This is a genomic window from Curtobacterium luteum (genome assembly GCF_001475545.1).
GTDB lineage: Bacteria > Actinomycetota > Actinomycetes > Actinomycetales > Microbacteriaceae > Curtobacterium > Curtobacterium luteum_A.
Genome location: NZ_LDQC01000002.1, coordinates 37,560 through 64,364, shown reverse-complemented (window position 1 = coordinate 64,364; position 26,805 = coordinate 37,560). Strand labels below are relative to the sequence as shown.

Here is a 26,805-nt window from a genome sequence, read left to right as displayed (position 1 = left end):
GGTGGTCCTTTCGTGGGGGAGGTCAGGCCGCGGCGACGACGGTGTCGTCGAGGGCACGGCGGGCGCGGTCGCGGGACCGGACGCGCATCGTGATGGTGGTCAGGAGGACGCCGAGGAGCGCGGCGCCGAGGAGGACGGCGAACATCGTCGTGTAGCCGCCGCCCTGCTGCGGCACGCCGTTCGCGGGGTCGCCGACCCACCACGCCGCGATCGCCGGCAGGAAGGCGTCCGGCAGGTACGCGAGTCCGGACGCGAGGCCGATCACTCCGCCGCGCTGGGCGAGCGGGACCTCGACCTCCCCGACCTGTGCCCAGTACACGCCGCGGGAGGTGAACACCGCGACGCACATCACGACCATCAGCGCCACCGCGATCCAGACGAGCGCCGGCTGCTGCGGCAGGACCAGGAACCCGAGGGCACTCGCGGCCGCGACCACGAAGGCCCACCGCAGGAACGCCGGCGACGACTTCGTCCACCGGGCGACGAGGACCCCGCCGACGGGGCCGCCGACGATCTGGAACACGTAGGTCCGGACGACGCCGATCGCCCCGAGGAGCACGACCGGCACCGCGTAGCCGTACTGCAGCAGCGGCGTCAGGTACCCGAGGAGCGTGTAGAAGCAGTACATCAGCATGATCGAGGCGCCGATCAGCCAGGTGTACTTGTTGCGGGCCGCGGCGACGAGCTGGCCGAGCGTGACGGTCTGCTTCTCGACACCCGCGAGCGCTGCCCGGTCCACACGGACGACGAGCAGGACGAGGACCGCGAACACCAGGCAGAGGGCGCCGTAGATGCGCATCACCCACAGCACGCCCGCCGACTCCGCGATCGCCGCGGCCACGATGCCCGCACCGACGAAGCCGACCACGGTCGAGGTGATGCCGCGGATGCCCTCGAGCCAGCCGAACAGCCAGCCCTGCTCGTCGGCCGAACCGAGCATCGACACCAGCTTGACGAGCGAGGACCAGTAGAGGCCCATGCCGAGCACGGCCATGAGCACGTGCGCCACCACGACCCCGGCCTCGCCGGGTACGGTCGACAGCCAGAGGTCGACCAGGCCCATGCCAGCGAGCGCGACGACGATGAGGGCCTTGGGCGAGAACCGGTCGGCGAACCAGCCGCCGCAGAAGTACATGACGACGGCGACGGCGCCGAAGATGCTCGTGACCTCGCCGTAGCGCTGGATCGAGAGGTCGAGGGCGTGCGCCGTGTCGGCGAGGAAGACGAACCGGATGTACGCGACCTGGAAGATCACGCCGCCGGTCATCGACAGGACGATGAAGCTCGTCAGTCTGCGGGACTTGGTCAAGACCACTCCTTCGTGGTGGGTTCGGTGGGCACAAAAAAAGAACAGCGACACCCCAGCGCTGATGGCGCTGCGGGTGTCGCTGTTCTCTGAGGTCTGGAGCGACTGCCGTCCTCGGGCGGACGGCCGATCTGCAGTTGTGGTGATCCGCGATATGCCGGATACGGCGTGAACGGTACCCCATCGCGGCGGACCACACAACTCCGCCGTCGGACCCGGGTGGCGTGGAGCAGCGAGGCGTGCATAATGATCAGGCCCGGAATGTGAACGTGCACATCGACGTGCCGCGACACCGGGCAGGAATGAGCAGGAATGGCGTCGACGCGAGCACAGCAGTCGCGTGCGCCCAGCATCCGCGACGTCGCACGGGTCGCCGGGGTCTCCCACCAGACGGTCTCCCGGGTCCTCAACAACTCGGACGCCATCAGGGCCGAGACCCGCGACCGGGTCCTCGCGGCGATGGAGCAGTTGCAGTACCGGCCGAACCGGGCCGCGCGGGCGCTGGTGACCAGCCGGACGCACACGATCGGCGTCCTGACGGCACGTCGGGCGCACTACGGCCCCGCGGTGGCCTTGCAGGCGATCGAGGACGCCGCGGTGGCCCGCGGGTACAACGTGACGACGTCGACCCTGACCGAGACCACGGACGAGGCCGTGCGCGAGAGCATCCAGCGCCTGCTCGACCTCGACGTCGAGGGGATCGTGGTGATCGCCCCGCAGCAGAAGGTGTTCGACCTCATCGAGGAGCTGGGCATCCGGACGCCGTACGTCACGATGCGCGCGAGCGTCGGCGAGGACCCGACGGCTCTCTGGGTGGACCAGATGGAGGGCGCCCGGCTCGCCACCGCGCACCTGCTCGACCTCGGTCACGAGTACGTCCGGCACATCGCCGGACCCCAGGACTGGATCGAGGCCGATGCCCGGATGCAGGGCTTCCTGCGCGAGATGTCGGACCGCGACATGCCCGTCGTGGCGCCGATCCTCGGGGACTGGACGGCCGACTTCGGGTACCACGCGGGGCGCGAGCTCCTGCGGTGGCGGGACTGCACGGCGGTGTTCTGCTCGAACGACCAGATGGCGCTCGGGCTCGTGCACGCGGCGAGGTCCTACGGTCTCGACGTCCCCGGCGACCTGTCCGTGGTGGGGTACGACGACATCCCCGAGGCGAAGCACTTCTGGCCGCCGCTGACCACCGTCCAGGTCGACTTCGCCGAGCTCGGCCGACGCTGCGTCGACCTCCTGCTCCCGCGGGACGACGAACAGCTGCGTCCGATCGACATCGTGCCCCAGCTCGTGGTGCGCGGCTCCACGAGCGCGCCACGCTCGCGCTGACCCGACGTCCCGACCGGTCGTCCCGACGAGTCGGCCCGATGCGGCCCGGCAGCGGCCTGGAGGCGCGTGGCGGCGCCGCCACGCGCCTCCAGGCCGGTTCGCTCGACGACCCACCGACGCGTGCGGACATCCGCAACAGGACGCGGAAGTACCCCACACCGGGGGACGCGGCCCGGCGCGTCGCGCCGGATGACGCGGGCCGTTACACAACCGCGACAATCTCGGATTGACAGGATCCGCACACCTGTGCGTAGGATTGCCCCCGTTCCAGCCGATGTGACCGTTCACATGGACCGTCACACGGCCGGGGCACCGGACGCGACAACGAGGTCCACGCAGGTGACTGCGCCCCCGCTGCCGCAGTGTCAACCCGAATGACTGCCGCGCTGGAGCGGCAGAAGGAGATGCACCGTGGCGTCAACCCCACAGGGCCCCGACCTGGCCACCAGGTCGGTGACCGCAGCCGAGACCATCCTCGAGATGCGGTCCATCACCAAGGAGTTCCCGGGCGTGAAGGCCCTCTCCGAGGTGTCGCTCGACGTCCGCGCCGGCGAGATCCACGCGATCTGCGGCGAGAACGGCGCGGGCAAGTCGACCCTCATGAAGGTGCTGTCGGGCGTGTACCCGTACGGCACCTACGAGGGCGAGATCGTCTTCGAGGGCGAAGAGGTCCGCTTCAAGGACATCAAGCAGTCCGAGCAGGCCGGCATCGTGATCATCCACCAGGAGCTCGCGCTGATCCCGGAGCTCTCGATCACCGAGAACCTGTTCCTCGGCAACGAGCCCTCGAAGCTCGGCGTGATCGACTGGACGAGCGCCCAGCTCCGTGCCCAGGACCTGCTCGCCCGCGTCGGCCTCGCCGAGGACCCGGACACGCAGATCAAGAACATCGGCGTCGGCAAGCAGCAGCTCGTGGAGATCGCGAAGGCCCTGCACAAGGACGTCAAGCTCCTCATCCTCGACGAGCCGACCGCCGCGCTGAACGAGAACGACTCCCAGCACCTGCTCGACCTCATCGTCGGGCTCAAGGCCAAGGGCATCTCGAGCATCATCATCAGCCACAAGCTGAACGAGATCGAGCAGATCGCGGACAGCATCACGATCATCCGTGACGGCAAGACGATCGAGACCCTCAACGTGAAGGGCGACGGCGTCAACGAGGACCGCATCATCCGCGGGATGGTCGGCCGGTCGCTCGAGAGCCGCTTCCCGGACCGCACCCCGAAGATCGGTGAGACGTTCTTCGAGGTCCGCAACTGGACGGTGCAGCACCCGCTCGACCCGTCGCGCCTGGTCTGCAAGGGCTCGAACTTCCACGTCCGTCGCGGTGAGATCGTCGGCTTCGCGGGCCTCATGGGCGCCGGCCGCACCGAGCTCGCGATGAGCATCTTCGGGCGCTCGTACGGCACCTGGCTCGGCGGCGAGATCGTCAAGGACGGCCGCGAGATCGAGGTCAAGAACGTCCAGCAGGCCATCGAGCACGGCATCGGATACGTCTCCGAGGACCGCAAGGCGCTCGGGCTGAACCTGCTCGACACCGTCAAGCGCAGCACGGTCTCGGCCGACCTGCAGAAGATCTCGAAGGCCGGCGTCGTCGACTCCCTCGAGGAGTACAACGTCGCCGACAAGTACCGGAAGATGCTCCGCACGAAGGTGCCGACCGTCGAGGAGAACGTCGGGAAGCTCTCCGGCGGGAACCAGCAGAAGGTCGTCCTGTCGAAGTGGATGTTCACCGACCCGGACATCCTGATCCTCGACGAGCCGACCCGCGGCATCGACGTGGGCGCCAAGTTCGAGATCTACGGCATCATCCAGCAGCTCGCGGCGGAGGGGAAGGGCATCATCCTCATCTCCTCCGAGCTCCCCGAACTCCTCGGCCTCTCCGACCGGATCTACACGATCTTCGAGGGCCAGATCACCGCTGACCTCCCGGCCGACCAGGCCGACCCCGAAACCCTCATGCGCAGCATGACCTCCGCGCGGAAGGGCGCCACCGTCTCATGAACAACCTGAAACTGCTCTTCGGCAAGGGCAACAGCATCGGCCAGTACGGCATGATCATCGCCCTCGTCGTGATCGTCGCCTTCTTCTGGTTCACCACGGACGGGCTCATCCTCGAGCCCACCAACGTGATCAACCTGTTCCTGCAGTACTCCTACATCCTCATCCTCGCGCTCGGCATGGTGATGGTGATCATCGCGGGCCACATCGACCTGTCGGTCGGTTCGGTCGCGGCGTTCGTCGGCATCATCGTCGCGCAGTCGATGTCGGTCTGGCACTGGCCGGCCTGGGCCGCGATCATCCTCGGCCTCGCCGTCGGAGCGCTCGTCGGTGCATGGCAGGGCTTCTGGGTGGCGTTCGTCCGCGTCCCGGCGTTCATCGTGACGCTGGCCGGTCAGCTCATCTTCCGCGGTGCGAACCAGATCATCGGTCAGTCGACGTCGGTCCCGACCCCGGACTCGTACAACACCATCGGCGCCGGGTACCTCGGTGACTTCGGCCCGGACTTCGGCTACTCGAACGGCACGCTCCTGCTCGGGCTGGTGACGATCGCAGCGCTCATCATCATCGAGGTCCGCGGTCGCCGCCGACGCCGCAAGATGCAGGCCGAGGTCCCGCCGTTGTGGGTCTCCGTCGTCCGCACGGGCATCCTCGTCGCCGTCACGCTCGTCGCGACCTACCTGTTCGGCGCCGGCCCGGTCGGCACCTCGGTCCCGATCGTCGCGATCATCCTCGGCGTCCTCACGATCATCTACGGGTTCATCACGAAGAACACGATCTTCGGTCGCCAGGTCTACGCGGTCGGCGGCAACGCCAGCGCCGCGGTCCTCTCCGGCGTCAGCGCCCGCAAGGTCAACTTCTTCGTCATGGCGAACATGTCGGTCCTGGCCGCCGTCGCGGGCATGGTCTTCGTCGGGTACTCGAACGCCTCGGGTCCCGCCGACGGCACCGGCTGGGAGCTCGACGCGATCGCGGCCGTGTTCGTCGGTGGCGCCGCGGTCGCCGGCGGCATCGGCACCATCTCCGGGTCGATCATCGGTGGCCTCGTCATGGCGCTCCTGTCGAACGGTCTCCAGCTCATGGGCATCGAGTCGAACAAGGTCCAGATCATCCGTGGTCTCGTCCTCCTCGTCGCGGTCGCCTTCGACGTCTACTCGAAGTCCCAGGGACGCCCGTCGCTGATCGGCGGCATGATGCGGCAGTTCCAGCGGAAGGACACCGAGCAGAACACCGTGGGTGCCCAGCAGCCGCGGTCCATCGAGGACCAGCCGCAGAAGGTCAACCCCCAGTAGAACGTGGCGCCGGGCGGCCCGTCCGCCCGGCGCACGAACCCCACCACCACACAGCACCACCCCTCAACGAAGAGAAAGCAATCTCATGCGCAAGAAGCTCATCGCCGGCATCGGCCTGGCCCTCGTCGCGGGCCTCGCCCTCAGCGGCTGCTCCGCACGCGGGACCTCCGGTTCGGACTCCGCCAGCACGGAGATCAAGAAGGGTGACCTGATCGGTGTCGCCCTGCCCGCCAAGACCTCGCAGAACTGGGTGCTCGCGGGCGCCGCGTTCGAGAAGTCGATCGAGGACGCCGGCTTCAAGGCCGACATCCAGTACGCCAACGCTGGCAACCCGGTCCCGGACCAGCAGTCGCAGATCTCGGGCATGGTGACCAAGGGCGCCAAGGTCGTCATCATCGGCGCCGCCGACGGTTCGCAGCTCGGCTCGCAGGTGAAGGCCGCCAAGGCGAAGGGCGTCACCGTCATCGCCTGGGACCGCAACATCCTGAACACCAAGGACGTCGACTACTACGTGGCGTTCAACAACTACAAGGTCGGCCAGCTGCAGGCGACCGCGCTCCTCGACGGCCTCAAGGCCGAGAAGGGCAGCGGCCCCTACAACATCGAGCTCTTCGCCGGTTCGGCGGACGACGCCAACGCCACCGTGTTCTTCAACGGCGCGATGAGCGTGCTCGAGCCGAAGATCAAGGACGGCACCCTCAAGGTCACCTCCGGCCAGGAGACCTTCCAGAAGGTCCAGACCAAGGGCTGGCTCGCGCAGAACGCCCAGTCGCGCATGACCGACCTGCTGTCGCAGTACTACTCGGGTGACACCAAGCTCGACGGCGTCCTCTCGCCGAACGACACGCTCGCCCGTGCGATCCTCACCGCGACGAAGGCGGCCGGCAAGCCGAACCCCGTCGTCACCGGTCAGGACTCCGAGACCGCGTCGATCCCGCTCATTATGAAGGGCACGCAGTACTCGACCATCTACAAGAACACGACGGAAGAGGCCCAGGCCGCCATCGACCTGGTCTCGACGCTGGCGAAGGGTGACAAGCCCGACACCAAGATCGACAAGACGAACAACTACAACGGCGTCAAGACGGTCCCGGCGATCGAGCTCACCCCGATCCTCGTCACCAAGGAGAACGCGGTCGAGGCCTACAAGGGCAACGACACCCTCGAGGAGCTCGCCAAGAAGGGCTAGTCCCCTCGGCACACAGCACACGGACGGCCCCGTCTCGCACCTGCGAGACGGGGCCGTCCCGCGTCCTCGCGTCAGGGCGGGAGGACGGCCGGGAGGCACGGTGCGGGCGTGCCCAGAGCCTCCAGGCCGTCAGATGGTGCCGTCGTCGACGTGCGCGACCCGCAGACGGCGGGCCGCCGCGCACAGGTGCGGCACGTCGGTCCGAGCGGTCCCGAAGACGACCGTCGGCGTGGTGTCGAAGTAGCGGCGGGTGAGCCGCTCCGCGAGCAGGGACACCTTGCCCCACGGGATGCTCGGCTCGGTCCTCGTCAGTTCCCCCGGGAGCATCCGCACGGCCTCGCCGATCTCGACCAGTCGCATCCGGACCGCGTCGTACACGAGGTGTTCCGGCAGCGCGTCGTCGCTGACGTACTCGCCGATCACCCCGCACGCCCGGATCACGTCGTCCAGGCGCTCCCCCGTGCCCCGGGTCACAGCGGGATCGCCTCGCGCACGACCTGCGGGTCCATGCCTGCTGCGTCCACCACGTCGACCCGGGTCCCGAGGAGCTGCTCGGCCTCGTCCTGGATCCGCATGAGCGCGAAGATCCCGAGCCCTCGGCGCAGGTCGACCATGAGGTCGACGTCGCTGCCCGGCCCGTCCTGCCCACGGGCGACGCTCCCGAAGAGCCGGGGGTTGCGTCCGCCGAGGCGCTCCACGATGGCGTGCAGTTCCGTCCGGGCGGCGGCGACGCGTTCGCGGAGGGGCGGCGGCTCCTCCACCGGCTCGAGCTCGATGGACGCGGTGAAGCCGGCCGCGAGCAGCAAACGCTGCAGAGCGGCGAGCGACGGCTCGCGTCGACCGTTCTCGTAGGTGCTGATGACGCTCTGGGTGACACCCGCACGCACGGCGAGCTGCACCTGGGTCAGCTCGGCGCGGACGCGGGCGTCACGGATGAGCTCGGCCGCCGACACCGGCGGCGCGGGCCTGGGGAGGACTGCGGACATGCGGCCACGATACACAGAATGCGAAATTTCTCGGCCCATGCACTGCGGTTCGCCACAACCGCGTGCGGGGATTGCTCCTGCTATATCGCGGTGCGTCGTTGGCCTGGGGGTCCGCGGGTCCGCCGCGCGTCTCAGTCGCGCGTGGAGACGTCCGTGCGGTGGAAGTTCTGGGCCGAGCGCGACGCCGTCGGCCCGCGCTGTCCCTGGTACCGGGACTGGTACTCGGCCGACCCGTACGGCTTCTCCGCGGGGCTCGAGAGCTGGAAGAAGCAGAGCTGGCCGATCTTCATGCCCGGCCAGAGCTTGATCGGCAGCGTCGCGACGTTCGACAGCTCGAGCGTGACGTGACCCGAGAAGCCGGGGTCGATGAAGCCCGCCGTGGAGTGGGTGAGGAGCCCCAGGCGGCCGAGCGAGCTCTTGCCCTCGAGTCGTGCCGCGATGTCGTCCGGCAGACTCACGACCTCGAACGTCGACCCGAGCACGAACTCGCCCGGGTGCAGGACGAACGCCTCGTCCGGGTCGGTCTCCACCAGGCGCGTGAGCTCCGGCTGGTCCTCCGCCGGGTCGATGTGCGGGTACTTGTGGTTGTCGAACAGCCGGAAGTACTTGTCCAGCCGGACGTCGATGCTCGAGGGCTGCACGAGCGACGCGTCGTACGGGTCGAGACCGATGCGGCCGTCGGCGAGCTGGGCGGTGATGTCGCGGTCGGAGAGCAGCACGCTGGAAGCCTAGCGGCCGGGCACCGCCGTCGATATCCTGTGGGGCTGCCCAGGTCCGGGCGGCGAACTGGAGCAGGACGATGACCGACGCAGCCCCCACCGAGACCGCCCCGTCGACCGGGTACGTGGTCGAGGAACTCGACGTGCCCGCCACGATGCAGGACCACCCCGCACGCGTGGCGGCGTTCCGTGACTGGCTGGAGGTGTCCGACCGCGCCGAAGGCGCGGTGCACGGACTGGCCGAGCTGGCCTGGACACCGGACGAGTACCTCCCGATGTGCCACACGCCGGGAGCGCCCACCCGGCTGTTCGTCGCCCGCGACGCCGACGGGACGGTCGTCGGCTCGGCGGCGTACGACTCGAAGACCGAGCCCGGGACGACGAACTGCTGGCTCGCCGTCGGCGTCGACCCGGCCCACCAGCGCCGCGGGGTCGGCACGCTGCTCGCCGACCGGGTCGAGCAGGTCGCGCGGGACGCCGGCCGGACGCAGTGGAAGACGTACGCGGTGTCGCGGCAGGTCGGGCCGGCCTCAGGCGACGGGTACCTGCAGGCACCGACAGGGTACGGCGCCGTGCCCGCGGACGAAGCCGCGGTCCGCTTCCTCCTCGGTCGAGGCTGGCGCTTCGGCCAGGTGAACCGGATCAGCCGGCTCGCCCTGCCCGCCGACGCCTCGGTGGTCGCCGCCCTCCGCGAGCGGGCCACCTCCGTCGCCGGTGCCGCGTACCGCGCGCACGCCTGGACCGGTCGGACGCCCGAGCAGTGGATCGACGGCATCGCTCTGCTGCACACCCGGATGTCGACCGACGCTCCCGAGGGCGACATGGAGGAGCCGGAGGACGTCTGGGACGCCGACCGGCTCCGCGAGCAGGAGGCCGAGCTCGAGCGGGCGCCGAGGACGATGGTGACGATCGCCGTCGAGCACGTCACCACGGGCACGCTCGTCGGGTTCACGCAGCTGGCCGTCCCGGACGCACCCGAGCGTGCGGTCATGCAGTGGGACACCCTCGTCCTGCGGGAGCACCGTGGACACCGGCTCGGGTGGTTGCTCAAGGTGGAGGGCATCGCGTACGTCGAGCGCGAGTTCTCCGGACGCCCGTCGATCGTCACCTTCAACGCCGAGGAGAACCGGCCGATGCTCGACGTGAACGAGGCCGTCGGCTTCGTCGGCGTCGGCAGCGAGGGCATCTGGGAGCACCGCGACTGAACGGTGTGTCGGAGGGCCGGGCTGGCGGACGGACCCGGCCTGAGCCGGACCGCAGCCGGTGGGGCGGACGCACACCGGGCCTCCCGGCTGGGGCGCTTACCATGGGACGGTCATGACCGTCACGTCCTCCGCACCCCCGTCCGGAGGCGCGGCGCCGGAATCGGCGCCCGTCACCGCGCGCACGTCCACCGTCGCGACGGTCCTCGTCGTCGCCGTCCCGCTCGCCGCGGCCTGCGCCGTCCTCGGGATGGTCGTCACCGGGGCGTTCGGCTCCGACCAGCAGCTCGTCTCCGCCGGCGACCTCGTCACCTACGGCCTGCCGATCGCCCGCGCCGTCCACGACACGATGGCCGCCGTCACCATCGGCCTCCTCATCGTCGCTGCGTTCGCGCTGCCGGCGCGGAAGCAGGACCACGGGGCGGTCTCCAGCGTGCAGCACCGTGCCACGCGCTGGGCCGCCGCGACCGGTGGCGTGTGGTTCCTCGCCGCGGTCGTGAGCATCGTCCTGACCGGGGCGAACACGCTCGGTGTCCCGTTGGACTCGCCGGTGTTCGCACGGAACTTCCTGCTCTTCGCGTTCCAGGTCGAGATCGGCCAGGCACTCGTCGTGTCCGCGGCCGCGATCCTCGCCGCGACCGTCGTCGCCGCGTTCGCCACGCGGGTGACGACGCTCGCCGTCGCGACCGTCCTCTCCCTGTTCGCACTGCTCCCGCTGGCGCTCTCGGGGCACGCCGCTGGATCGCTCGAGCACGCGAACGCGGTGAACTCCCTCGCGACGCACCTCGTCGGCGTGTGCGTCTGGGCCGGCGGACTCGTCGCGGTGCTCTTGCTCCGCACCCGGACGAAGGGTGCGACCGGCCGGGTGGTGTCGCGCTACTCGACCCTGGCCGGGTGGTCGTTCGCCGCGGTCGCGTTCTCGGGCATCGTCAACGCCTCGCTGCGGCTGACCGGGCCGCTCGATCTCGTCACGACGACGTACGGCTGGCTCATCACCACGAAGGCCGTGATCCTCGTGCTGCTCGGTCTGGCCGGGGTGGTACAGCGCCGGCGTCTGGTGCCCGCTCTGCTCCGCTCGCCGCTCGACCGTCGATCGTTCACGCGCTTCGCCCTCGCCGAGATCGTGTTCATGGCCGTGGCCATCGGCGTCTCGGTCGCGGTGTCGCGCTCGCAGCCGCCGATCCCGCAGACGCCGGAGACCGGCGACGACACCCGCTCCGGACTCATCGGCTACCCGTACCCACCGACGCAGACGCTCCACACGTACCTCACCGAGTGGCACTGGGACTGGGTGTGGGCAGCCCTCGCAGTGACCGGCGCCGGCTGGTACCTGCTCGCGGTGCGGAAGCTCCGGAAGCGTGGGGACAAGTGGCCCGTCGGGCGGACGATCGCCTGGCTGATCGGCTGTGCGCTGTTCATCTGGACGACCTCGGGCGGCCCGGCCGTCTACGGGATGATCCACTTCTCGTCGCACATGGTCCAGCACATGCTGCTCATGATGTTCGTGCCGCTACCGCTCGTCCTCGGCGGCCCGGTGCTGCTCGCCCTCCGGACGCTGCCGGTGCGCAACGACGGCTCACGCGGGGCTCGCGAGTGGCTGATGCTCTTCGTGCACTCCCGCTACATGCAGTTCATGGCGAAGCCCGCGGTCGCCGGGGTGATCTTCGCCGGGTCCCTCGTGGTGTTCTACTTCACGCCGGCCTTCCAGAACGCGATGCAGTCGCACGAGTGGCACGTCCTGATGGTCGTGCACTTCCTGCTGAGCGGGTACCTGTTCTTCTGGGTCTTCGTCGGCATCGACCCCGGCCCCGCCCGACCGCAGTACCCGATCCTCATCATCGCCCTGCTCGCGACGTTGGCCTTCCACGCGTTCTTCGGCGTCGCGGTGATGACCTCGGAGTCGGTGTTCGCGGTCGACTGGTTCCACGCGCTCGGACAGACGAACGACGCGGCGCTGCTGGCCGACCAGCACACCGGAGGCGGGATCGCGTGGGGCGCCGGTGAGCTCCCGATGGTGTTCGTCGCGCTGCTCGTGGTGCGGAACTGGGTGAAGTCGGACGCGCGGGACGCCAAGCGCCTCGACCGCAAGGCCGACCGCGACGGGGACGCCGACCTCAGGGCGTACAACGAGCAGCTGGCGGCACTGCGCGACCGGGACTGAGCGGGGTTCGTGCGCGCGGGCGCGGGCGGGTGGGCGCGGTGCGCCCGGTGCGCCCGGTGCGTTTCGCGTTCGCACAACCAAAGGCGGACCGAACTGCGCATTCCCGTGGTGTCGACGGACTCCGGTTGTGCGCCGACGGCCGCGTCCGCCGCTCCGCCTCCAGCCGTGCGTCCGCGTCGGACGGGTCGGCCAGCCGCGCGTCCGTGCTGTGGCGCCAGCGCGTCAGTCCCCGTGCACGAGACACACCGCGTCGAGGTCCATCGCCGCCTCGAGCGCCGCGGAGATGCCCGACTCACCGTCGTGTCCCGCGGGTGTCACCACGTCCACCCACCACAGCGGCACCTCGAGCGTCGGCGCCTCCGGCAGGATCCGTTCGACCTCGTCGAAGGCGTCCACCCGCCGAACACCGAGCACCGTCACGATCGGGTGCGTCGCGTCCCGGCACACCTGCATGACCGGCCCGTCGTCGAGGGCGCGGACACCCCACGTCTCGTCGTGCAGCAGCAGCGCCTCCGCCACGTCCCGGATCTCCACCGCCCGACGGCAGAGGAGGGTCACCTCACGCGGCACCGGGTCCTCCACTGACCGCGGCACCAGGCCCTCCGTCGACCGCGGCACCCGGGCCGCCGCTGACCGGTGTCCCGACGTGGCCGTCCTCGTGAGCCGGGTCGAGCGGTGCACCGCCGACGAGCTGGAGGAAGCGGTCTTCGTCGATGCGGTCCAGGAAGGCTTCGAGCGCCTCCCACCCGTGCTCGAACCGGACGATCAGCCCGGCGTCCTCGGCGATGCCGCCCGAGGACGGGTCCGAGGTGGTCCCGAACGTGGTGGTCGACGTGTGCGGCGGCGGCCACTCCCCGTCGCGGTCCAGGAAGGCCGTCGCCTCGGGGCCGACGACGACGGCGAGCGGTGACGGCTCGCCGTGCGAGACCGCCCGCACGAGGTGGTCCGCGTCACCGCGGCGCTGCATGACGACGCCGAACACCGGCTCCACCTGGTCCGCGACCTGCCGCACTGCGTCGAAGAGGCGTGCGGCGAGCGACGGGTCGGCGTGCTCCTCCGGCACCGTGAGCACCGCCGACATGGTCTCGATCACGACCCCGTCCTGCAGGTGCGCGGTCATCGTCGCCGAGAACCCGTCACCGATCGCGTACGAGGTGGAGACGCCGGGTGCCTCGTGCTTCGCGTACTGCGTCACGACCCAGCGGTCCCACGGCACGGTGAGCGGCTCGGCGGTCCCCCAGCGGGTCGGGCACGCTCCGACCGTGTCGCAGAGCGCCTCGATCGCGGAGCCCATGTCGACCGCGCGCCCTTCGTGGTGCCGCAGGGTGAGGTCGATGCTGATCTGCCGCACGGAGTCCGACGCCACCGGGTGCTCCGGCGACGGTGTCCCGACGAGCTCCGGTCCGCGTCGGACGAAGTCCTCGACCCCGCTCGCTGCCGCGCCGGTGCGTCCGTCGCGCACGGACCCGTCCAGGTCGGTGACGGCCCACGCCGCGCCGTGCGCACCGAGTGCGTGGCGCATCGCCGGGGTCAGGGCCGCGCCGGCCCCGGTGCGGAGCACGACCATCCGGCCGGCAGCGGAGGCACGGCGGAGCAGGGAGGCGAACGCGTCGGTCAGCCACACCACCGACGAAGCAGAGTCCACCACGATCGCTGAGCCGACCACGTCGTCGATGAGGGGATGCCTGACCATCCGGTTCCTCCTCGGTCGTCCTGCCGCTCGGGTCCCCCTGGACGGTACACACGAGGGCGACACCTGTCCGTCACGTCGGTGGGCTCACAGCGCCTACACGGTCACGGCCTGGAGGCACGGATCACCGCCGCCACGGAGACACCCGGAGCGCGTGCGGCTGGCTTCCAGCGGAGAATCCGGTAGGGTTGTCGACGTCCCGCCGAGCGGGATACGCGAGTGTAGTTCAATGGTAGAACTCCAGCTTCCCAAGCTGGTAGCGCGGGTTCGATTCCCGTCACTCGCTCCACGTTCTCTCGTCTGCGTCGTGGTCGGAACCGATCGACGACCTGCGGACACTACGAGACATGAAGCAGACAACGGGGGACCGGGCCGACGGGGACCGGGCCGACGGGGACCGGGCCGACGGTGACCGGGCCGACTGGGCGCTGAGCGTCGCCGGGGACGGACACGCGTTCGGGCGAGTCTTCGACCGACACGCACCACGGCTCCGTCGCCACGCGATCCGACTCGTCCCCACGCCCACGGACGCGGACGACGTCGTCGCCGTCACGTTCCTCGAGGCTTGGCGACGCCGTGACACCGTGCGGTTCGTCGACGACTCGCTGCTGCCGTGGTTGCTCGTGACCGCGACGAACACGGCGCACAACGTCACGCGGGCGAGCACGAGGCACCGCCGGTTCCTCGCGCGGTTCCCGGTCGACGACCCGGCCCCCGACCCGGCCGACCACTTCACCGACGGCGACGCCCTGTCCGCGATGCGGGGGCTCGCCCTGGCTGATCAGCGGGTCCTCACGCTCTGCGTCATCGAGGGCCTCACCGAACGCGAGGCGGCCGCCGCACTCGGCGTGCCACCGGGGACGGTCAAGTCCCGACTCCACCGGGCCAAGGCCCGACTCCACCAGCGGTACACACGCACGGCAGAATCCCTCGGAGGCGCACTGTGAAGGACGACATCTCTCCCCGCCTGACCGCGATGCGCGACGCGCTCGTCAGCGAGGTCTCCTCGACCAGGACGACTCTTGGTCCCCGTCGCCGACCGACGCGAGGAACGGTCGTCGCGGTCGTCGCGGCGTTCCTCGTCGGCGGTGCACTCACCGGTGGACTCACCGCGGCGGCGCTCCCCGGCAACGACCCCGACGCCGCGGTGGAGACGATGCTGTCCACCACGGCGAGGTACATGGTCGAGGAGGTGAACCACGGCGCCGTGCTCGGGACACCGACCTTCCGGACCGCCCACGGGGACTCGAGCAGCACGCTCGCGCACCGCCCGGCCGGGGCCGACCGTGTCGTGGTGGCGTGGGCCTGCACCGACGGTGACGCACCGTCGGTCGAGGTCGGCGGTGAGCCCGTCGTGGGAGCGGTCTGCGGCCGCGGTGACGCTGCTGCCGACCGGATCGGCTGGGGAACGGCGCCGGTGCCGACTTCCGGTGACGCCACCGTGACGGTCGCGGCGGGCGATGCCGACCGGTACGCGCTCTGGGTCTCGTGGGCGAGGTCCCCGCGGATCGCGGCAGCGTCGGCGCAGCAGCAGGCGGAGACCGCGGACGGGGTCGTCACGCTCGACGAGTACCGGACCGCGTTCAACCGGCTCGCCGCGTGCCAGGCGCAGGCCGGCCAGCCGATCGGTGACGTCCCCCTGCTCTGGTACGCAGACGGGACGTGGAACTCGGCCGGCCGTGGTGCGGGCCCGTGGTACTCCGTCTCGCCGCCGTCGACCGACACCGACGTCTTCGACACGCAGTGCTTCCCGCGAGAGTTCGCGGACGTCGACGCCCTCTGGCAGGCAGAGCACCCGGAGCCCGACGAGCCGTCCCCCACGGCGGGCTGATCGAGGACGGCCCCGGGTCAGCCAACGCCCGCGCTCGCCCAGCCCCGCCGGGCGAGCGCGGCGACGATCCCGAGGTACGGCACCGCAGTCAGGTGCCCCGCTCGCGCCGTCCCGGACGTGCGGCCTCGGACGGAGTCGCACTACGCTCGCCCCATGCCCGCCCACGAGCCCGCACCGGTCCACATCGTCATCGGCGGCGGGGTCGTCGGAGCGGCGACGGCGTCCGCCCTCACCGCCCGCGGCGAGCACGTCGTCCTCGTCGAGCAGCACGGCCGCGGGCACGACCGGGGCTCGTCCCACGGAGCCACGCGCATCTTCCGGCAGGGCTACTCCGATGCCGAGTACGTGGCACTGACGACCCGGGCGCTCGCGCTCTGGGACGCACTCGAGACGCGGACGGGCAAGCGGCTCCTCGACCGGACCGGCGCGGTCGACCACGGTCGACCGGAGGTGGTCGACGCCATCGCTGCGGCGCTGACCGACGCGGGCATCCCACACGAGATGCTGACCCCGGAGCAGGCGGGCGAGCGCTGGCCCGGCATCGCGTTCGAGGGGCACGTCCTCGCGCACGCCAGCGCCGGACGCATCCGGTCGGCCGAGGCGATCGAGGTGTTCCTGTCGCTGGCCGAGGCCACCAGCCTGGCGGACTTCCGCTTCGACACCCGGGTCACGGGCATCGAGGACCACGGGGACGAGCTGACGGTCTCGACGAGCGACGGAGCGCGGATGCGGACTCGATCGGTGATCGCGGCCACGGGGTCCTGGGCCCCCACCCTGGTCGGTGACCTGCTCGAACGACGCGGGGCGCGCCTCCCGGCCGTCCGCGTCACCCAGGAGCAGCCGGCCCACTTCCCCAGCCACCTGCCGGACGCGGCGTGGCCGAGCTTCGTGCACTGGGCGGAGGGCGACGACGTGTACGGCCTCCTGACCCCGGGCGAGGGCGTGAAGGTGGGCTTCCACGGGACGGGGCCGGTCGTCGACCCCGACCACCGTGATTCCACGCCGGTGCCCGCGGAGGCCGAGCGCCTGCAGGCGTACGTCGCGCGGTACGTCCCCGGCGTCGACGCCTCGAGGCCGACCTTCATCAGCTGCCTCTACGACACGACGCCCGACGAGGACTTCGTCATCGACCGCCGCGGGCCGCTCACCGTCGCGACCGGGTTCTCAGGGCACGGGTTCAAGTTCGCGCCGCTGCTGGGCGAGATGCTCGCGGACCTGGCCCTCGGCGGCGCTCCGCACCCGCGGTTCGCGCTGGTCCGCTGACCGCGACGCGGCAGATCGGAACCGGAGCGCGACGACCGGGCCCGTCCCACTACGGTGGTCGGGTGCGCATCGTGGTGGCTCCGGACTCGTTCAAGGGCACCGCGACCGCGGCGTCCGTGGCTGCGGCGATCGCCGACGGCTGGCGGACCGAGCGGCCGGACGACGACCTCGTCCTCGTGCCGATGGCGGACGGTGGTGAGGGCACACTCGACGCGTTCGCCTCCGCGATCCCCGGGGCCGTCCGACAGCCCGTGACCGTCACCGGGCCCGCTGGCACGCCGATCGAGGCCGCGTGGCTGCTCCTCCCCGACGGACGCGGGGTGGTCGAGCTCGCGGCGACGAGCGGCCTGCCGTTGCTCGGCGGCAGACTGCTTCCCGACACGGCGACCTCGCGGGGCTTCGGCGAGGCGATCGCCGCGGCGCTCGACGCGGGCGTGACGGGGCTCGTGCTCGGCATCGGGGGCAGCGCCTCGACCGACGGGGGCGCCTCGGTGCTCGACGTCCTCGCCGACCGCCCGCTCCCCCGTGACGGTGTGACGGTCCTCACCGACGTCACCTCGCCGCTCGTCGGGCCGACCGGTGCCGCCGCGGTCTTCGGGCCCCAGAAGGGCATCGTCCCCGAGCGCGTGGCCGAGTTCGACGCCCGGCTGTCCGCGTTCGCCGCACACTTCCCCCACGTCGACCCGGCGACCCCCGGGGCCGGTGCCGCCGGTGGCGTCGGGTTCGGGCTCCTCGTGTGGGGTGCGACGCTCGTGCGCGGCGCGGACGGGGTCGCCGAGGTCCTCGGCCTGCCGGAGCTGCTCGACGGCGCCGACGTCGTGGTCACGGGCGAGGGGCGCTTCGACGGGCAGAGCGCGGCGGGCAAGGTGGTCTCGGTCGTGCACGAACTCGTCGGGCGGCACGCACCGGGCGCTCGGGCGATGCTCGTCGCCGGGGCGATCGAGGCACCGCTGGTCGCCTTCGCCGCCGCCGCCTCGCTGACCGTGATCGCGACGCAGACGACGGGCGAGCCGGACGACGCGCTCCGCGACCCGCTCCGGTTCGCGACGATCGCCGGCACCCGCCTCGCCCGGATGGCCTGAGCACCGGCGACGCGCCCGGATGGTCTGAAGGGGCGCACAGGAGGGGTACCCCACCGGTACCACGCTGCCCGCAGCACGCAGGAGCACACTGGTCCGGGGCCGAACGCGTCCCCGTTGCCGCGGGACCGGAGACGGCCCCGTTCCCGAGGGACCGGAACCGGCCCCCTCAGCAATCGACCCACCCCACGAGGAGACCATTGCGCACCGTCAACGCCTACGCAGCACCGTCCGCCACGGAGCCGCTCGTCAAGACCACCATCACCCGCCGCGACCTCGGCCCGAACGACGTCGAGATCGACATCGCCTACGCCGGCATCTGCCACTCGGACATCCACACCGTCCGTGGTGAGTGGGGCGAGATCCAGTACCCGCAGGTCGTCGGTCACGAGATCGTCGGCCACGTCTCCGCGGTCGGCGACGCCGTCACGAAGCACCAGGTCGGCGACCGCGTCGGCGTCGGCTGCATGGTGAACTCCTGCGGCGAGTGCGAGAACTGCGTCAAGGGCGAGGAGCAGTACTGCCTGAAGGGCAACATCCAGACCTACGCGGGCGTCGACCCGGCCGACGGCAGCATCACGCAGGGCGGCTACTCGCAGGCCATCGTCGTGAACGAGGACTTCGTGCTCCGCGTGCCCGAGTCGCTCGACATCGAGAAGGTCGCACCGCTGCTCTGCGCCGGCATCACGACCTACTCGCCGCTGCACCACTGGGGCGTCGGCCCCGGCTCGAAGGTCGCCGTGATCGGCATGGGCGGCCTCGGCCACATGGCCGTGAAGATCGCGGTCGCGCTCGGCGCCGAGGTCACCGTCCTGTCGCAGACCACGTCGAAGCAGGAGGACTCGCTCCGCTACGGCGCGACGGCCCACTACGCGACGAAGGACCCGGAGACGTTCGACGAGCTCGCGAACTCGTTCGAGCTCATCATCAACACGGTGTCGGCGAAGATCCCGATGGCGTCCTACCTCGGGCTCCTCAAGGTCGACGGCACGATGGTGAACGTCGGTGCGCCGTCGGAGCCGCTCGAGGTCCCGGCGTTCGCCCTCATCCCGCGGCGCCTGAGCTGGGCGGGGTCGGCGATCGGCGGCATCCGCGAGACCCAGGAGATGCTGGACTTCTGCGCCGAGAAGGGCATCCTGCCGGAGACCGAGCTCATCAGCGCCGACCAGATCAACGAGGCCTACGAGCGCGTCCTGTCGTCGGACGTCCGCTACCGATTCGTGATCGACGCGGCCACGCTCGCCTGACACGAGCGAGGGACGGGAGGCGCGTGGCGGGCTCGCCGCGCGCCTCCCGTCCCTCCGCCTGGTCGAGCCGGACGCGACGCGCCGCGCGATCATCCGCAGACCGCGCCGCGGTCATCCGCGGCACGCAGGGAGGTCGACGGAGCGGTCCACCGCGAGGACAGTGGGGTGATGTCCACCACCTGCACCCCCACCACCTCGGCACTCGTGTCCGTGGCCGGCAGCGACACGGACTCCGCGATCCGCGACCTCGCCGGGATGTACGCCGGCAAGCAGTGGTACTCGGCCCACATCGACGACGACTACTGGTACCGGTACGCCGGCATCGGCGACGACCGCATGAGCATCAGGCGCTCGCAGATGCACGGCTACCTCCGCGGCGACGTCGCCGTCGAGGGTGAGGTCGTCGTCCAGTGGATCGACTCCGGAACCGCGACCGTCGACACGCACCGTGACGCGACCCCCATGCGACACGGCGTCCCGGTGATCTTCCCGATCGAGCAGCGCTTCGACGTGGAGTACCGCGACTGGGACCAGCGGCTCGTGCACCTGAGCCGCGACCTCGTGCTCGACGTGGCGGCCGAGCAGTACCTCGTCGACGGCACGCTCGGCTTCCAGCGCGGGGTCGAACCGGACGCGGCCGCGATCCGGCAGTGGCAACGGGCGGTCTCCGGTTCCGTGAGCGCGTTCCGCGACGGCGGGCCGGAGTCGCTCGCCTGGCACGAGGCACAGCGCGGGGTCGCCCGGGCACTCCTCGGGCTCTACCGCTTCCAGGCACCGAAGCTGCCCGACCACTTCAGCGCCAGGAGCAACCGGCGGGTGCGGGCAGCGGTCGAGTACATCCACGGGCACGCCGCCCTGCCGCTGACGGTGTCGGACATCGCGCGCGCCGCGGACCTCAGCGTCCGTGGCCTGCAGGAGTCCTTCCAACGCGCGCTCGACCGCACGCCGATGCAGTACCTCCGCGAGGTCCGGCTGCGCCGCGCACACGAGGACCTGCTCCGTTCCACGCCCGAGGAGACCACGGTCGCCGACATCGCGCGGCGGTGGGGTTTCAGCCACATGGGCAGGTTCTCGAGCGAGTTCCTGCATCGCTTCGGCGAGTACCCGAAGAACACCCTCCGGCGGCGCTAACCGACCTCGTCGCCCGTCGGGAGCGCACCGCACCAGTCGACCGTGGACGCCTCGACGCTCGCCTCGAGCGCGCCGGATGTCGCATCGACGATGCTGACCAGTTCGCTGGTGGCCGACCGGGTGACGACGGCGGCGAACTGCCCGTTCGGGGAGGGGCACACCGCCGTGACGCCCGCATCGGCGGGCAGCGTCACCGCCAGCCGGGAGGCGCGGGTCGCCTCGACACGGAGGATGCGCTGGTCGAGCGTCCCGTCGGCACGGACGGTGCCCACCACACGCAGGTAGGTCGCGTCGGTGAGCGGCGCGATCCGGCCGAGGTACGGCGCATCGGTGCTGCCCGCCGGGGTGGCGACCGGTGTCCGGGCGCCGTCGGTCAGGTCGAGGTACTCGATGCCGGTGCCGGTCTCGACGACCGCCGTGGTGCCCGAGCCGACGAAGCCGTGCAGGGTGGTGGCGCTGCCGAGCCGGACGGCTGCTGCCGCTCCGCTCATGTCGACGAGCACGAGGTCGTCGCCGCTGGTGCGGACGAGGGCGCTCTCGGTCCGGGGCACGTACGCCCACTGGCCGACCGTCATCGGCACGGCACCCGTCGTCGGCTTCCCGTCGGCCGCGATCGCGGTCGGCATGTGCGTCCCGGTCATGTCGACCACGTAGAGCCCGACGTCCGCGGAACGCCCCGTCGAGGTGTCGGCGTACTCGAAACCGAACGAAGCGCCGTCGTCGGCGGCGTGCAGGGCGGTCACCCGGCCGGCGGAGGTCGGCAGCGTGAGGTGTTCGACCGGGACGGTGTCGTCCTGCACCCCTCCGCTGAGCGGGACGACGTCGACGGCCGACCCGCCCCGGCCGACATCGCGCACGACGACCAGCGACCGACCGAGGCGTGCGAACTCCGTGATCCCGGTGTCGGTGTACACCGTCGTCGCGCCGCCGGCATCGAGCGAGCGTCGGACGATCCGGTCCTTCCCGCCGTCCGACCCGGCGGGCACGAGCGCGAGGACGTCGGTGCTCCCGGTCCGGACCTCGGCGCGGAGGGTCCCCGTCGAGGACTGCCCCGGAGCCCGGACGCCGGCCACGACGATCTCGTAGGAACGGTCGTACGTCAGGGGACCGGAGAACTCCACCGCGATCGTGTTGCCGCTCGAGGTGACCGTGTGCGCTGCCGCCGGCCGGACCCGCACGTCCGCGGCCCGGACCGGCTGCAGGGCCTGGTTCGCCGTGAGGATCACGCGCTGCGCCGGCTTCGACACGAGCCCGGTGGGGTCGTACGTGACGTCCCGCAGGCGCGGGCCCTGCTGCGACCCGACGACCGCGGCGAGCGCGCCGACGACGACGAGCACCACCGTGACGGCGACGTACCGGGCGCGGAAGCGGTCGCGGCGGGGGCGACGGTCGTGGTCAGTACTCGTAGGGGTCACTCGGCTGCGCGATCTGTCGGACCGAGGACGCCTTGACGACGATCCTGGCGGCGGCGGACTGGTCGGGGTTGGCGACGAGGGACCCCCGCACGGTGACCCACCGGTCGGCGTCGGGGACGGCGCCGCTCGTGGTGACGCCGAGGCCGACGGGTTGGGCGTCGACCGCGCAGCAGCTGATCACGAAGCGGGTGAGCGTGAACGAGCCGTCGCCGGCGGGGACCACGAAGCCCGTGAGCTCCACCCGCTTGCCGACGAGGGCGCTCGTGTCGGTGGTCTGGCGGATGAGGGCGGCCCAGTCCTTCACGCCGTAGTCCGACGTGTCCACGGAGTCGCTGCCGAGGAGCGCGACACCCTGCGTGCCGGTGGCGTTCGAGAGGGTGGCGGCGTCGACGCTCCGCTGTTGCGCGGTCCGGGCGGACAGGGTCGTCGGCGGCAGGACGAGCATGGCGACGGTGACCCCGACCGTGACGGCCGCCGCTGCCCAGCCGAGGACGGCGCGTGTGCGGCGGCCCGCGCCTCCCGGCCGACCGCCGCGGTCGCGCGCTCGCGCTGCCGTCCCCCCGGTCGTGCGTGCACCGTCGGCCGCCTCGTCGTCGTGCGTGTGGCCGCCGCCTGGCGCCTCGTCGCCGTGCGAGTGCCCGTGGCCGCGCGCGACGACGACGAGCCCGGCGACCGCCGCCGGCACGGCGAGCGCGGCGAGCACGATCGTGAAGACCGCGTACCGCGGGTTGATGTAGAGGTCGAGGTGCCCGACCAGCGCCAGCCAGAGCGTGCACAGCGCGACCGCGAGGACGGACCCGAGGCCCAGGGCGGCGGGCGCCGTCGACTCAGACGAGGACATTCATCACCAACCCGACGGTCGCGGCGAACAGGACGCAGACGACGGCGAGCAGCACGAGGAAGCGTGCGCGGAACGTCGTGCGGAGGAGGGCGATCATCTTGACGTCGATGATCGGACCGATGATGAGGAACGCCGTGATCGACCCGGGCAGGAACGTCGACGCGAACGACAGGGCGAAGAAGGCGTCGACGTTCGAGCAGAGCGACACCGTCATCGCCAGGAGCATCATCGCGCCGACGGAGAGCACGGGGTTCGCACCGATCGCGACGAGCGTCGAGCGGGGCACGGCGACCTGGATCGCCGCGGCCAGTCCGGCGCCGACGAAGAGGGCAGGCATCATCGTCGCCGTCTCACCGCCGAACTGCGCGGCGCTGTCCCGCCAGCGGTTCCGGGAGCGAGGTGCCCCGACGGTCGCGCGGCAACGGGCCTCGAACGCGGGCAGGAGCAGGTCGGCCGGGCGTCGGTGCGCGGCGACGATCCAGCCCACGAGGTTCGCGACGACGAACCCGCCGACGATCCGCACCGGGAGGATCCATCCGGACCACCCGAACGCCTGCGCGGTGCTGATGATGACGAGCGGGTTGAGGATCGGCGCGGCGACCAGGAACGTGACGGCTTCGGCGGGGGTGAACCCGCGCAGCATGAGGCCGCGCGCGAGGGGGACGTTGCCGCACTCGCACACCGGGAAGAGCATCCCGATGAGGGAGATCACCGCACGACGGGGAACCGCACGCTGCGGCAGGATCCGTTCGAGCACGCCGACGGGTACCCAGACCTCGACGACGATCGACAGCAGGATGCCGAGCACGACGAACGGCAGGGATTCGACGACGACGCTGATCGCGAGCGTCAGGAAGTCCTGCACGACGTCGGGCAGGCCGGCTGACCCGACGCTCGGCGAGACGATCCGGACGCCGAGGAGCACGACGACGGCGAGCAGCACGAGGCCCGGGCCGGTGAGGCTCCGGGTGGGGGCCGGGATCGTGGCCGTGGCGGTCGCTCGCGTCACCTGCGCAAGGATAGGCGACGTCGACGACGGCCGGCTCGTCAGCGCGCGGCGAGCCCGTCGAGGTGCCGGTCGAGGACCTCGATCGCCCAGTCCGCGGACTCCCCCGGTGCCAGTCGCGAGACGTGCATCGCGAGCCCGTCGATGAGGGCGTGGAGACGTCGTGCCTCGTACGCCCGCTCGGCCTCGGGCACCCCGACCAGGTGCACGATGCGTGCGGTCCACTCCTGCATGTCGGACACGACCCGGTCGAGCGCCGGCCGGAGCTCCGGGTCGGTCAGGGCCGCGTTGCCGAGGGCGAGGTACACGTCGAGCTCGACGAGCCGCTCCTCGTCGAGCGGCAGCAGCTCGAGCAGGATCCGGCGAGCTCGCTCGCGGTCCGGCAAGGTGTCGGGCACCGCGTCGACGCGGCGGGTGGTCGCATCGAACACGGTCTCGAGCGCGTGCGTCCGGACGCTCGCCTGCGTGGGGAACACGTACCGGACGGTCGACGGGGGCAGCCCGGCCTCGGCAGCCACGCCCCGGACGCTCAGCGCGCCGAGACCGTTGCGGGCCAGTACCCGAGCCGCGGCGTCCGACACGAGGCGCCGTCGCTCCCCGACGTCGATGCTCCTGGCCACGGGGCCATGCTCGCACGACTGTGCTACCTTCTTTGTCGTACAGTTGTGCGACTATCCGGAGGGAGCACTGATGACGTGGGTCGTGTTGGTGCTGTCCGGCGTGCTCGAAGCCGTCTGGGCCACCGCACTGAGCGCGTCGAACGGCTTCAAGCGCGTCGTGCCGACCATCGTCTTCGTCGCCGGCATGGCGCTCAGCATGCTGGGCCTCGCGTACGCCATGACGGCCATCCCGGTCGGTACGGCCTACGCCGTGTGGGTCGGGATCGGAGCGTCGCTGACCGTCGTCGTGGCGGTGCTCCGTCGACAGGAGGCCGCGTCCTTCGGCCGACTCGCCCTCGTGTTCGGGCTCGTGGCCTGCGTCGTCGGCCTCAAGGTGGTGAGCTGACGTGGCCTGGGTGGTCCTGTTCGTCAGCGCCGCGCTCGAGACCGTGTGGGCGACCGCGCTCGGCGAGGGCCGCGGGTTCACGCGGCTCGGGCCGAGCCTGGTCTTCGCGGCGACGATCGCGGTGAGCCTCGGAGCGTTCGGGTACGTCCTGCGGCACATCCCGATCAGCACGGCGTACGCGGTGTGGACCGGGACCGGTGCCGTCCTGACCGTGCTCTGGGGCATGGTGACGGGGGCGGAGCCGGTGACGTTCCTCCGGCTGCTCTTCATCGCCGGCATCGTCGGCTGCGTCGTGGGCTTGAAGCTCGTGCCCGCGCGACCGGCGAGCGACTCGGTCCGAGCGACACGGGACTCGGCGTAGGCGACACTTCTCGGGCTCCTCGTCGCGACAGCCGTCGCTCACCACGGGACCCGGGAGCGCCGGTCACGGGACGCGACCGGGCGACGGCCTGGAGGCGCGGCGCCAGCTGGCACCGCGCCTCCAGGCCGTCAGGAGGTCACGCGATCAGACGGACGCGCCCGTCCACTCGTCCTCCGCGGCGACGTGGTCACTGCCCGCCGTACCGGCGGCCATGGCCGCGGCCACGCGGTCCGCGTGCGACGGCGGGTCGGACGGCACGTCGGCCGGGCGCCCCTCGTCGTTGATCTTGCGCAGCTCCGGGACGATGTCCTCCGCGAGGATGTCGATCTGCTCGAGGACCGTCTTCAGGGGCAGACCGGCGTGGTCGACGAGGAACAGCTGGCGCTGGTAGTGCCCGACGTGGTCCTTCATCGTCGCGTACCGGTCGATGACCTGCTGGGGCGAGCCGACCGTGAGCGGGGTCTGCGTGGTGAAGTCCTCCATCGAGGGCCCGTGACCGTAGACCGGGGCGTTGTCGAAGTACGGGCGGAACTCGTCGATCGCGTCCTGCGAGTTCTTCCGCGCGAAGAACTGCCCACCGAGGCCGACGATCGCCTGGTCCGCGCGACCGTGCCCGTAGTGCTCGAAGCGCTGGCGGTAGAGGCCCACCATCTGCTCGGTGTGCTGGATCGGCCAGAAGATGTTGTTGTGGAGGAAGCCGTCGCCGTAGTACGCGGCCTGTTCGGCGATCTCCGGGGTGCGGATCGAGCCGTGCCAGACGAAGGGCGGGACGCCGTCGAGCGGACGCGGTGTCGAGGTGAAGCCCTGCAGCGGAGTACGGAACTTGCCCTGCCAGTTGACGACGTCGTTCTCCCAGAGCTGGCGGACGAGCGCGTAGTTCTCGATCGCGAGGTTGACGCCCTGGCGGATGTCCTGCCCGAACCAGGGGTAGACGGGGCCGGTGTTGCCGCGGCCCATCATGAGGTCCATGCGACCGTCGGAGATGACCTGGAGCATCGCGTACTCCTCGGCGATGCGCACGGGGTCGTTCGTCGTGATGAGGGTCGTCGACGTCGAGAGCGTGATGTGCTTCGTGCGCCCGGCGAGGTACCCGAGCATCGTCGTCGGGCTCGACGCGACGAACGGCGGGTTGTGGTGCTCACCCGTCGCGAAGACGTCGAGCCCGGCCTGGTCGGCGTGTTCGGCGATCGTGAGGATGTCGCGGACGCGCTGGGTGTCGTCCGGGGTCGTCCCGGTGGTGGGGTCGGTCGTGACGTCGCTGACGGTGAAGATCCCGAACTGCATGGTGTGCTGCCCTTCGCTGTTTCGATGCGTTTGCATCGACTTGCCGGGTACAACGTACCGCACGCCAGGACATTCCCGCCAGTCGCCGGTGCTCCTCGCCGGAGACGTCCCGTCCTCCGGCCGACGGACGCGGCACGTCAGTGCGCCGCGCCGGGTCGCAACCACTCGGTCAGGCGTCGTCCTCGATCGTGCGGACCCGCAGCACCCGCGACTCGCGCCACAGCAGGTGGGCGCCCGTCCAGACGAACATGATCGCCACGAGGGCCGGGCACGGGAACAGGAACACGAAGTCGAGCGTCCTCCCGATCGGCGGCGCACCCGGCATCGCCGAGCGCAGTGCCGGGAACGAGAGCAGGGTCGCGCTCAGCCAGTGTGGCGCGGCGCGGTGTGGCCCGGCGCGGTGTGGCGCGGTGTGGCGTGGCGCGGTGTGGCGCGGCGCGGTGTGGCGCGGCATCTCCCTCGGC

26 protein-coding genes and 1 tRNA gene are annotated in these 26,805 nt (G+C 71.1%); 15 read left to right on the top strand and 12 right to left on the bottom strand.

Features of this window, described 5'->3' with window-relative positions; genetic code table 11:
* Positions 1-22: 22 nt before the first annotated feature.
* On the bottom strand, positions 23-1,309 hold the full coding sequence (locus tag NS184_RS00535; protein WP_152997980.1) for an MFS transporter: 1,287 nt from the start codon (positions 1,307-1,309) through the stop codon (positions 23-25).
* Between the two features lie 309 nt (positions 1,310-1,618).
* On the opposite strand from NS184_RS00535, the gene NS184_RS00530 reads away from it, so the two are divergent.
* From NS184_RS00530 to NS184_RS00515, 4 genes are all read left to right on the top strand, one after another.
* Complete coding sequence (locus NS184_RS00530; RefSeq protein ID WP_058724187.1) at positions 1,619-2,638, top strand: LacI family DNA-binding transcriptional regulator; 1,020 nt, start codon at positions 1,619-1,621, stop codon at positions 2,636-2,638.
* A gap of 480 nt (positions 2,639-3,118) precedes the next feature.
* A complete protein-coding gene (gene mmsA, locus NS184_RS00525) occupies positions 3,119-4,642 on the top strand; it encodes a multiple monosaccharide ABC transporter ATP-binding protein (RefSeq protein WP_058724252.1) in 1,524 nt (507 codons plus the stop codon).
* Positions 4,639-5,931, top strand: a complete 1,293-nt coding sequence (gene mmsB, locus NS184_RS00520) for a multiple monosaccharide ABC transporter permease (RefSeq protein WP_058724186.1) — start codon at positions 4,639-4,641, stop codon at positions 5,929-5,931. The genes mmsA and mmsB overlap by 4 nt, the downstream gene beginning before the upstream one ends.
* An 85-nt stretch (positions 5,932-6,016) precedes the next feature.
* Positions 6,017-7,120, top strand: coding sequence for a substrate-binding domain-containing protein (locus NS184_RS00515; RefSeq protein WP_058724185.1), 1,104 nt, complete (start codon positions 6,017-6,019; stop codon positions 7,118-7,120).
* A 129-nt stretch (positions 7,121-7,249) separates the two neighbouring features.
* On the opposite strand, the gene NS184_RS00510 is transcribed toward NS184_RS00515, so the two are convergent.
* The 3 genes from NS184_RS00510 to dcd form a co-directional block, all read right to left on the bottom strand.
* Positions 7,250-7,594: a HepT-like ribonuclease domain-containing protein gene (locus NS184_RS00510; protein WP_058724184.1), complete on the bottom strand. Its 345-nt coding sequence runs from the start codon at positions 7,592-7,594 to the stop codon at positions 7,250-7,252.
* The gene (locus NS184_RS00505) at positions 7,591-8,106 is read right to left on the bottom strand and encodes a helix-turn-helix domain-containing protein (protein WP_058724183.1); all 516 of its coding nucleotides are present in this window, start codon (positions 8,104-8,106) and stop codon (positions 7,591-7,593) included. The genes NS184_RS00510 and NS184_RS00505 overlap by 4 nt, the downstream gene beginning before the upstream one ends.
* A gap of 131 nt (positions 8,107-8,237) precedes the next feature.
* Positions 8,238-8,825, bottom strand: coding sequence for a dCTP deaminase (gene dcd / locus NS184_RS00500; protein ID WP_022903028.1), 588 nt, complete (start codon positions 8,823-8,825; stop codon positions 8,238-8,240).
* A gap of 80 nt (positions 8,826-8,905) precedes the next feature.
* On the opposite strand from dcd, the gene NS184_RS00495 reads away from it, so the two are divergent.
* A complete protein-coding gene (locus NS184_RS00495) occupies positions 8,906-10,030 on the top strand; it encodes a GNAT family N-acetyltransferase (protein WP_058724182.1) in 1,125 nt (374 codons plus the stop codon).
* A 112-nt stretch (positions 10,031-10,142) separates the two neighbouring features.
* Positions 10,143-12,188: a cytochrome c oxidase assembly protein gene (locus NS184_RS00490; protein ID WP_058724181.1), complete on the top strand. Its 2,046-nt coding sequence runs from the start codon at positions 10,143-10,145 to the stop codon at positions 12,186-12,188.
* A 222-nt stretch (positions 12,189-12,410) separates the two neighbouring features.
* Here the strand turns inward: NS184_RS00490 and NS184_RS00485 are convergent, their stop codons facing one another.
* Positions 12,411-12,722, bottom strand: a complete 312-nt coding sequence (locus tag NS184_RS00485; protein ID WP_152997979.1) for a hypothetical protein — start codon at positions 12,720-12,722, stop codon at positions 12,411-12,413.
* A gap of 25 nt (positions 12,723-12,747) precedes the next feature.
* Positions 12,748-13,881 (bottom strand): DUF6177 family protein, encoded by a 1,134-nt coding sequence (locus NS184_RS00480; RefSeq protein WP_058724179.1) that lies wholly within the window; start codon positions 13,879-13,881, stop codon positions 12,748-12,750.
* 212 nt (positions 13,882-14,093) lie between these two features.
* On the opposite strand from NS184_RS00480, the gene NS184_RS00475 reads away from it, so the two are divergent.
* The 7 genes from NS184_RS00475 (at position 14,094) to NS184_RS00445 (ending at position 20,429) form a co-directional block, all read left to right on the top strand.
* Positions 14,094-14,167, top strand: a tRNA-Gly gene (locus tag NS184_RS00475).
* Between the two features lie 58 nt (positions 14,168-14,225).
* Complete coding sequence (locus NS184_RS00470) at positions 14,226-14,825, top strand: RNA polymerase sigma factor (RefSeq protein ID WP_083513327.1); 600 nt, start codon at positions 14,226-14,228, stop codon at positions 14,823-14,825.
* Complete coding sequence (locus tag NS184_RS00465) at positions 14,822-15,709, top strand: hypothetical protein (protein ID WP_058724178.1); 888 nt, start codon at positions 14,822-14,824, stop codon at positions 15,707-15,709. The genes NS184_RS00470 and NS184_RS00465 overlap by 4 nt, the downstream gene beginning before the upstream one ends.
* Positions 15,710-15,862: 153 nt before the next feature.
* Positions 15,863-16,972, top strand: a complete 1,110-nt coding sequence (locus tag NS184_RS00460; RefSeq protein WP_058724177.1) for an FAD-dependent oxidoreductase — start codon at positions 15,863-15,865, stop codon at positions 16,970-16,972.
* Between the two features lie 62 nt (positions 16,973-17,034).
* Positions 17,035-18,054: a glycerate kinase family protein gene (locus tag NS184_RS00455; RefSeq protein ID WP_058724176.1), complete on the top strand. Its 1,020-nt coding sequence runs from the start codon at positions 17,035-17,037 to the stop codon at positions 18,052-18,054.
* A 197-nt stretch (positions 18,055-18,251) separates the two neighbouring features.
* Entirely contained in the window at positions 18,252-19,298 is a 1,047-nt protein-coding gene (locus NS184_RS00450) for an NAD(P)-dependent alcohol dehydrogenase (protein ID WP_058724175.1), read from the top strand.
* A 168-nt stretch (positions 19,299-19,466) separates the two neighbouring features.
* Positions 19,467-20,429 (top strand): helix-turn-helix transcriptional regulator, encoded by a 963-nt coding sequence (locus NS184_RS00445; RefSeq protein ID WP_152997978.1) that lies wholly within the window; start codon positions 19,467-19,469, stop codon positions 20,427-20,429.
* Here NS184_RS00445 and NS184_RS00440 read toward each other — a convergent pair.
* From NS184_RS00440 to NS184_RS00425, 4 genes are read right to left on the bottom strand one after another with little or no spacing between them, the layout of a single operon-like run.
* On the bottom strand, positions 20,426-21,844 hold the full coding sequence (locus NS184_RS00440; RefSeq protein ID WP_152997977.1) for a hypothetical protein: 1,419 nt from the start codon (positions 21,842-21,844) through the stop codon (positions 20,426-20,428). The genes NS184_RS00445 and NS184_RS00440 overlap by 4 nt on opposite strands.
* On the bottom strand, positions 21,825-22,685 hold the full coding sequence (locus tag NS184_RS00435; protein WP_058724172.1) for a TIGR03943 family putative permease subunit: 861 nt from the start codon (positions 22,683-22,685) through the stop codon (positions 21,825-21,827). Before NS184_RS00435 ends, NS184_RS00440 begins: the two co-directional genes overlap by 20 nt.
* Positions 22,672-23,694: a permease gene (locus tag NS184_RS00430; protein WP_242862926.1), complete on the bottom strand. Its 1,023-nt coding sequence runs from the start codon at positions 23,692-23,694 to the stop codon at positions 22,672-22,674. The genes NS184_RS00435 and NS184_RS00430 overlap by 14 nt, the downstream gene beginning before the upstream one ends.
* A 38-nt stretch (positions 23,695-23,732) precedes the next feature.
* Positions 23,733-24,311 carry a TetR/AcrR family transcriptional regulator gene (locus NS184_RS00425; RefSeq protein WP_242862925.1) on the bottom strand — a complete coding sequence of 193 codons (579 nt, stop codon included), beginning with the start codon at positions 24,309-24,311 and terminating at the stop codon, positions 23,733-23,735.
* A 70-nt stretch (positions 24,312-24,381) separates the two neighbouring features.
* Between NS184_RS00425 and NS184_RS00420 the strand changes: the two genes are divergently transcribed.
* Positions 24,382-24,696, top strand: a complete 315-nt coding sequence (locus tag NS184_RS00420; protein WP_058724171.1) for a DMT family transporter — start codon at positions 24,382-24,384, stop codon at positions 24,694-24,696.
* A 1-nt stretch (position 24,697) separates the two neighbouring features.
* Positions 24,698-25,057: a DMT family transporter gene (locus tag NS184_RS00415; protein ID WP_058724170.1), complete on the top strand. Its 360-nt coding sequence runs from the start codon at positions 24,698-24,700 to the stop codon at positions 25,055-25,057.
* 144 nt (positions 25,058-25,201) lie between these two features.
* On the opposite strand, the gene NS184_RS00410 is transcribed toward NS184_RS00415, so the two are convergent.
* Positions 25,202-26,341 (bottom strand): CE1758 family FMN-dependent luciferase-like monooxygenase, encoded by a 1,140-nt coding sequence (locus NS184_RS00410; protein WP_058724169.1) that lies wholly within the window; start codon positions 26,339-26,341, stop codon positions 25,202-25,204.
* Between the two features lie 169 nt (positions 26,342-26,510).
* Positions 26,511-26,795 (bottom strand): DUF4436 family protein, encoded by a 285-nt coding sequence (locus NS184_RS00405; protein ID WP_058724168.1) that lies wholly within the window; start codon positions 26,793-26,795, stop codon positions 26,511-26,513.
* Positions 26,796-26,805 lie beyond the last annotated feature (10 nt).

Excerpts from the sequence above, each read along its gene's own strand:
- NS184_RS00530 (WP_058724187.1), top strand. The coding sequence starts at position 1,619 with ATGGCGTCGACGCGAGCACAGCAGTCGCGTGCGCCCAGCATCCGCGAC.
- mmsA (WP_058724252.1), top strand. The coding sequence starts at position 3,119 with ATGCGGTCCATCACCAAGGAGTTCCCGGGCGTGAAGGCCCTCTCCGAG.
- mmsB (WP_058724186.1), top strand. The coding sequence starts at position 4,639 with ATGAACAACCTGAAACTGCTCTTCGGCAAGGGCAACAGCATCGGCCAG.
- NS184_RS00515 (WP_058724185.1), top strand. The coding sequence starts at position 6,017 with ATGCGCAAGAAGCTCATCGCCGGCATCGGCCTGGCCCTCGTCGCGGGC.
- NS184_RS00505 (WP_058724183.1), bottom strand. The coding sequence starts at position 8,106 with ATGTCCGCAGTCCTCCCCAGGCCCGCGCCGCCGGTGTCGGCGGCCGAG.
- NS184_RS00495 (WP_058724182.1), top strand. The coding sequence starts at position 8,906 with ATGACCGACGCAGCCCCCACCGAGACCGCCCCGTCGACCGGGTACGTG.
- NS184_RS00490 (WP_058724181.1), top strand. The coding sequence starts at position 10,143 with ATGACCGTCACGTCCTCCGCACCCCCGTCCGGAGGCGCGGCGCCGGAA.
- NS184_RS00480 (WP_058724179.1), bottom strand. The coding sequence starts at position 13,881 with ATGGTCAGGCATCCCCTCATCGACGACGTGGTCGGCTCAGCGATCGTG.
- NS184_RS00470 (WP_083513327.1), top strand. The coding sequence starts at position 14,226 with ATGAAGCAGACAACGGGGGACCGGGCCGACGGGGACCGGGCCGACGGG.
- NS184_RS00460 (WP_058724177.1), top strand. The coding sequence starts at position 15,863 with ATGCCCGCCCACGAGCCCGCACCGGTCCACATCGTCATCGGCGGCGGG.
- NS184_RS00445 (WP_152997978.1), top strand. The coding sequence starts at position 19,467 with ATGTCCACCACCTGCACCCCCACCACCTCGGCACTCGTGTCCGTGGCC.
- NS184_RS00435 (WP_058724172.1), bottom strand. The coding sequence starts at position 22,685 with ATGTCCTCGTCTGAGTCGACGGCGCCCGCCGCCCTGGGCCTCGGGTCC.
- NS184_RS00420 (WP_058724171.1), top strand. The coding sequence starts at position 24,382 with ATGACGTGGGTCGTGTTGGTGCTGTCCGGCGTGCTCGAAGCCGTCTGG.
- NS184_RS00410 (WP_058724169.1), bottom strand. The coding sequence starts at position 26,341 with ATGCAGTTCGGGATCTTCACCGTCAGCGACGTCACGACCGACCCCACC.
- NS184_RS00405 (WP_058724168.1), bottom strand. The coding sequence starts at position 26,795 with ATGCCGCGCCACACCGCGCCGCGCCACACCGCGCCACGCCACACCGCG.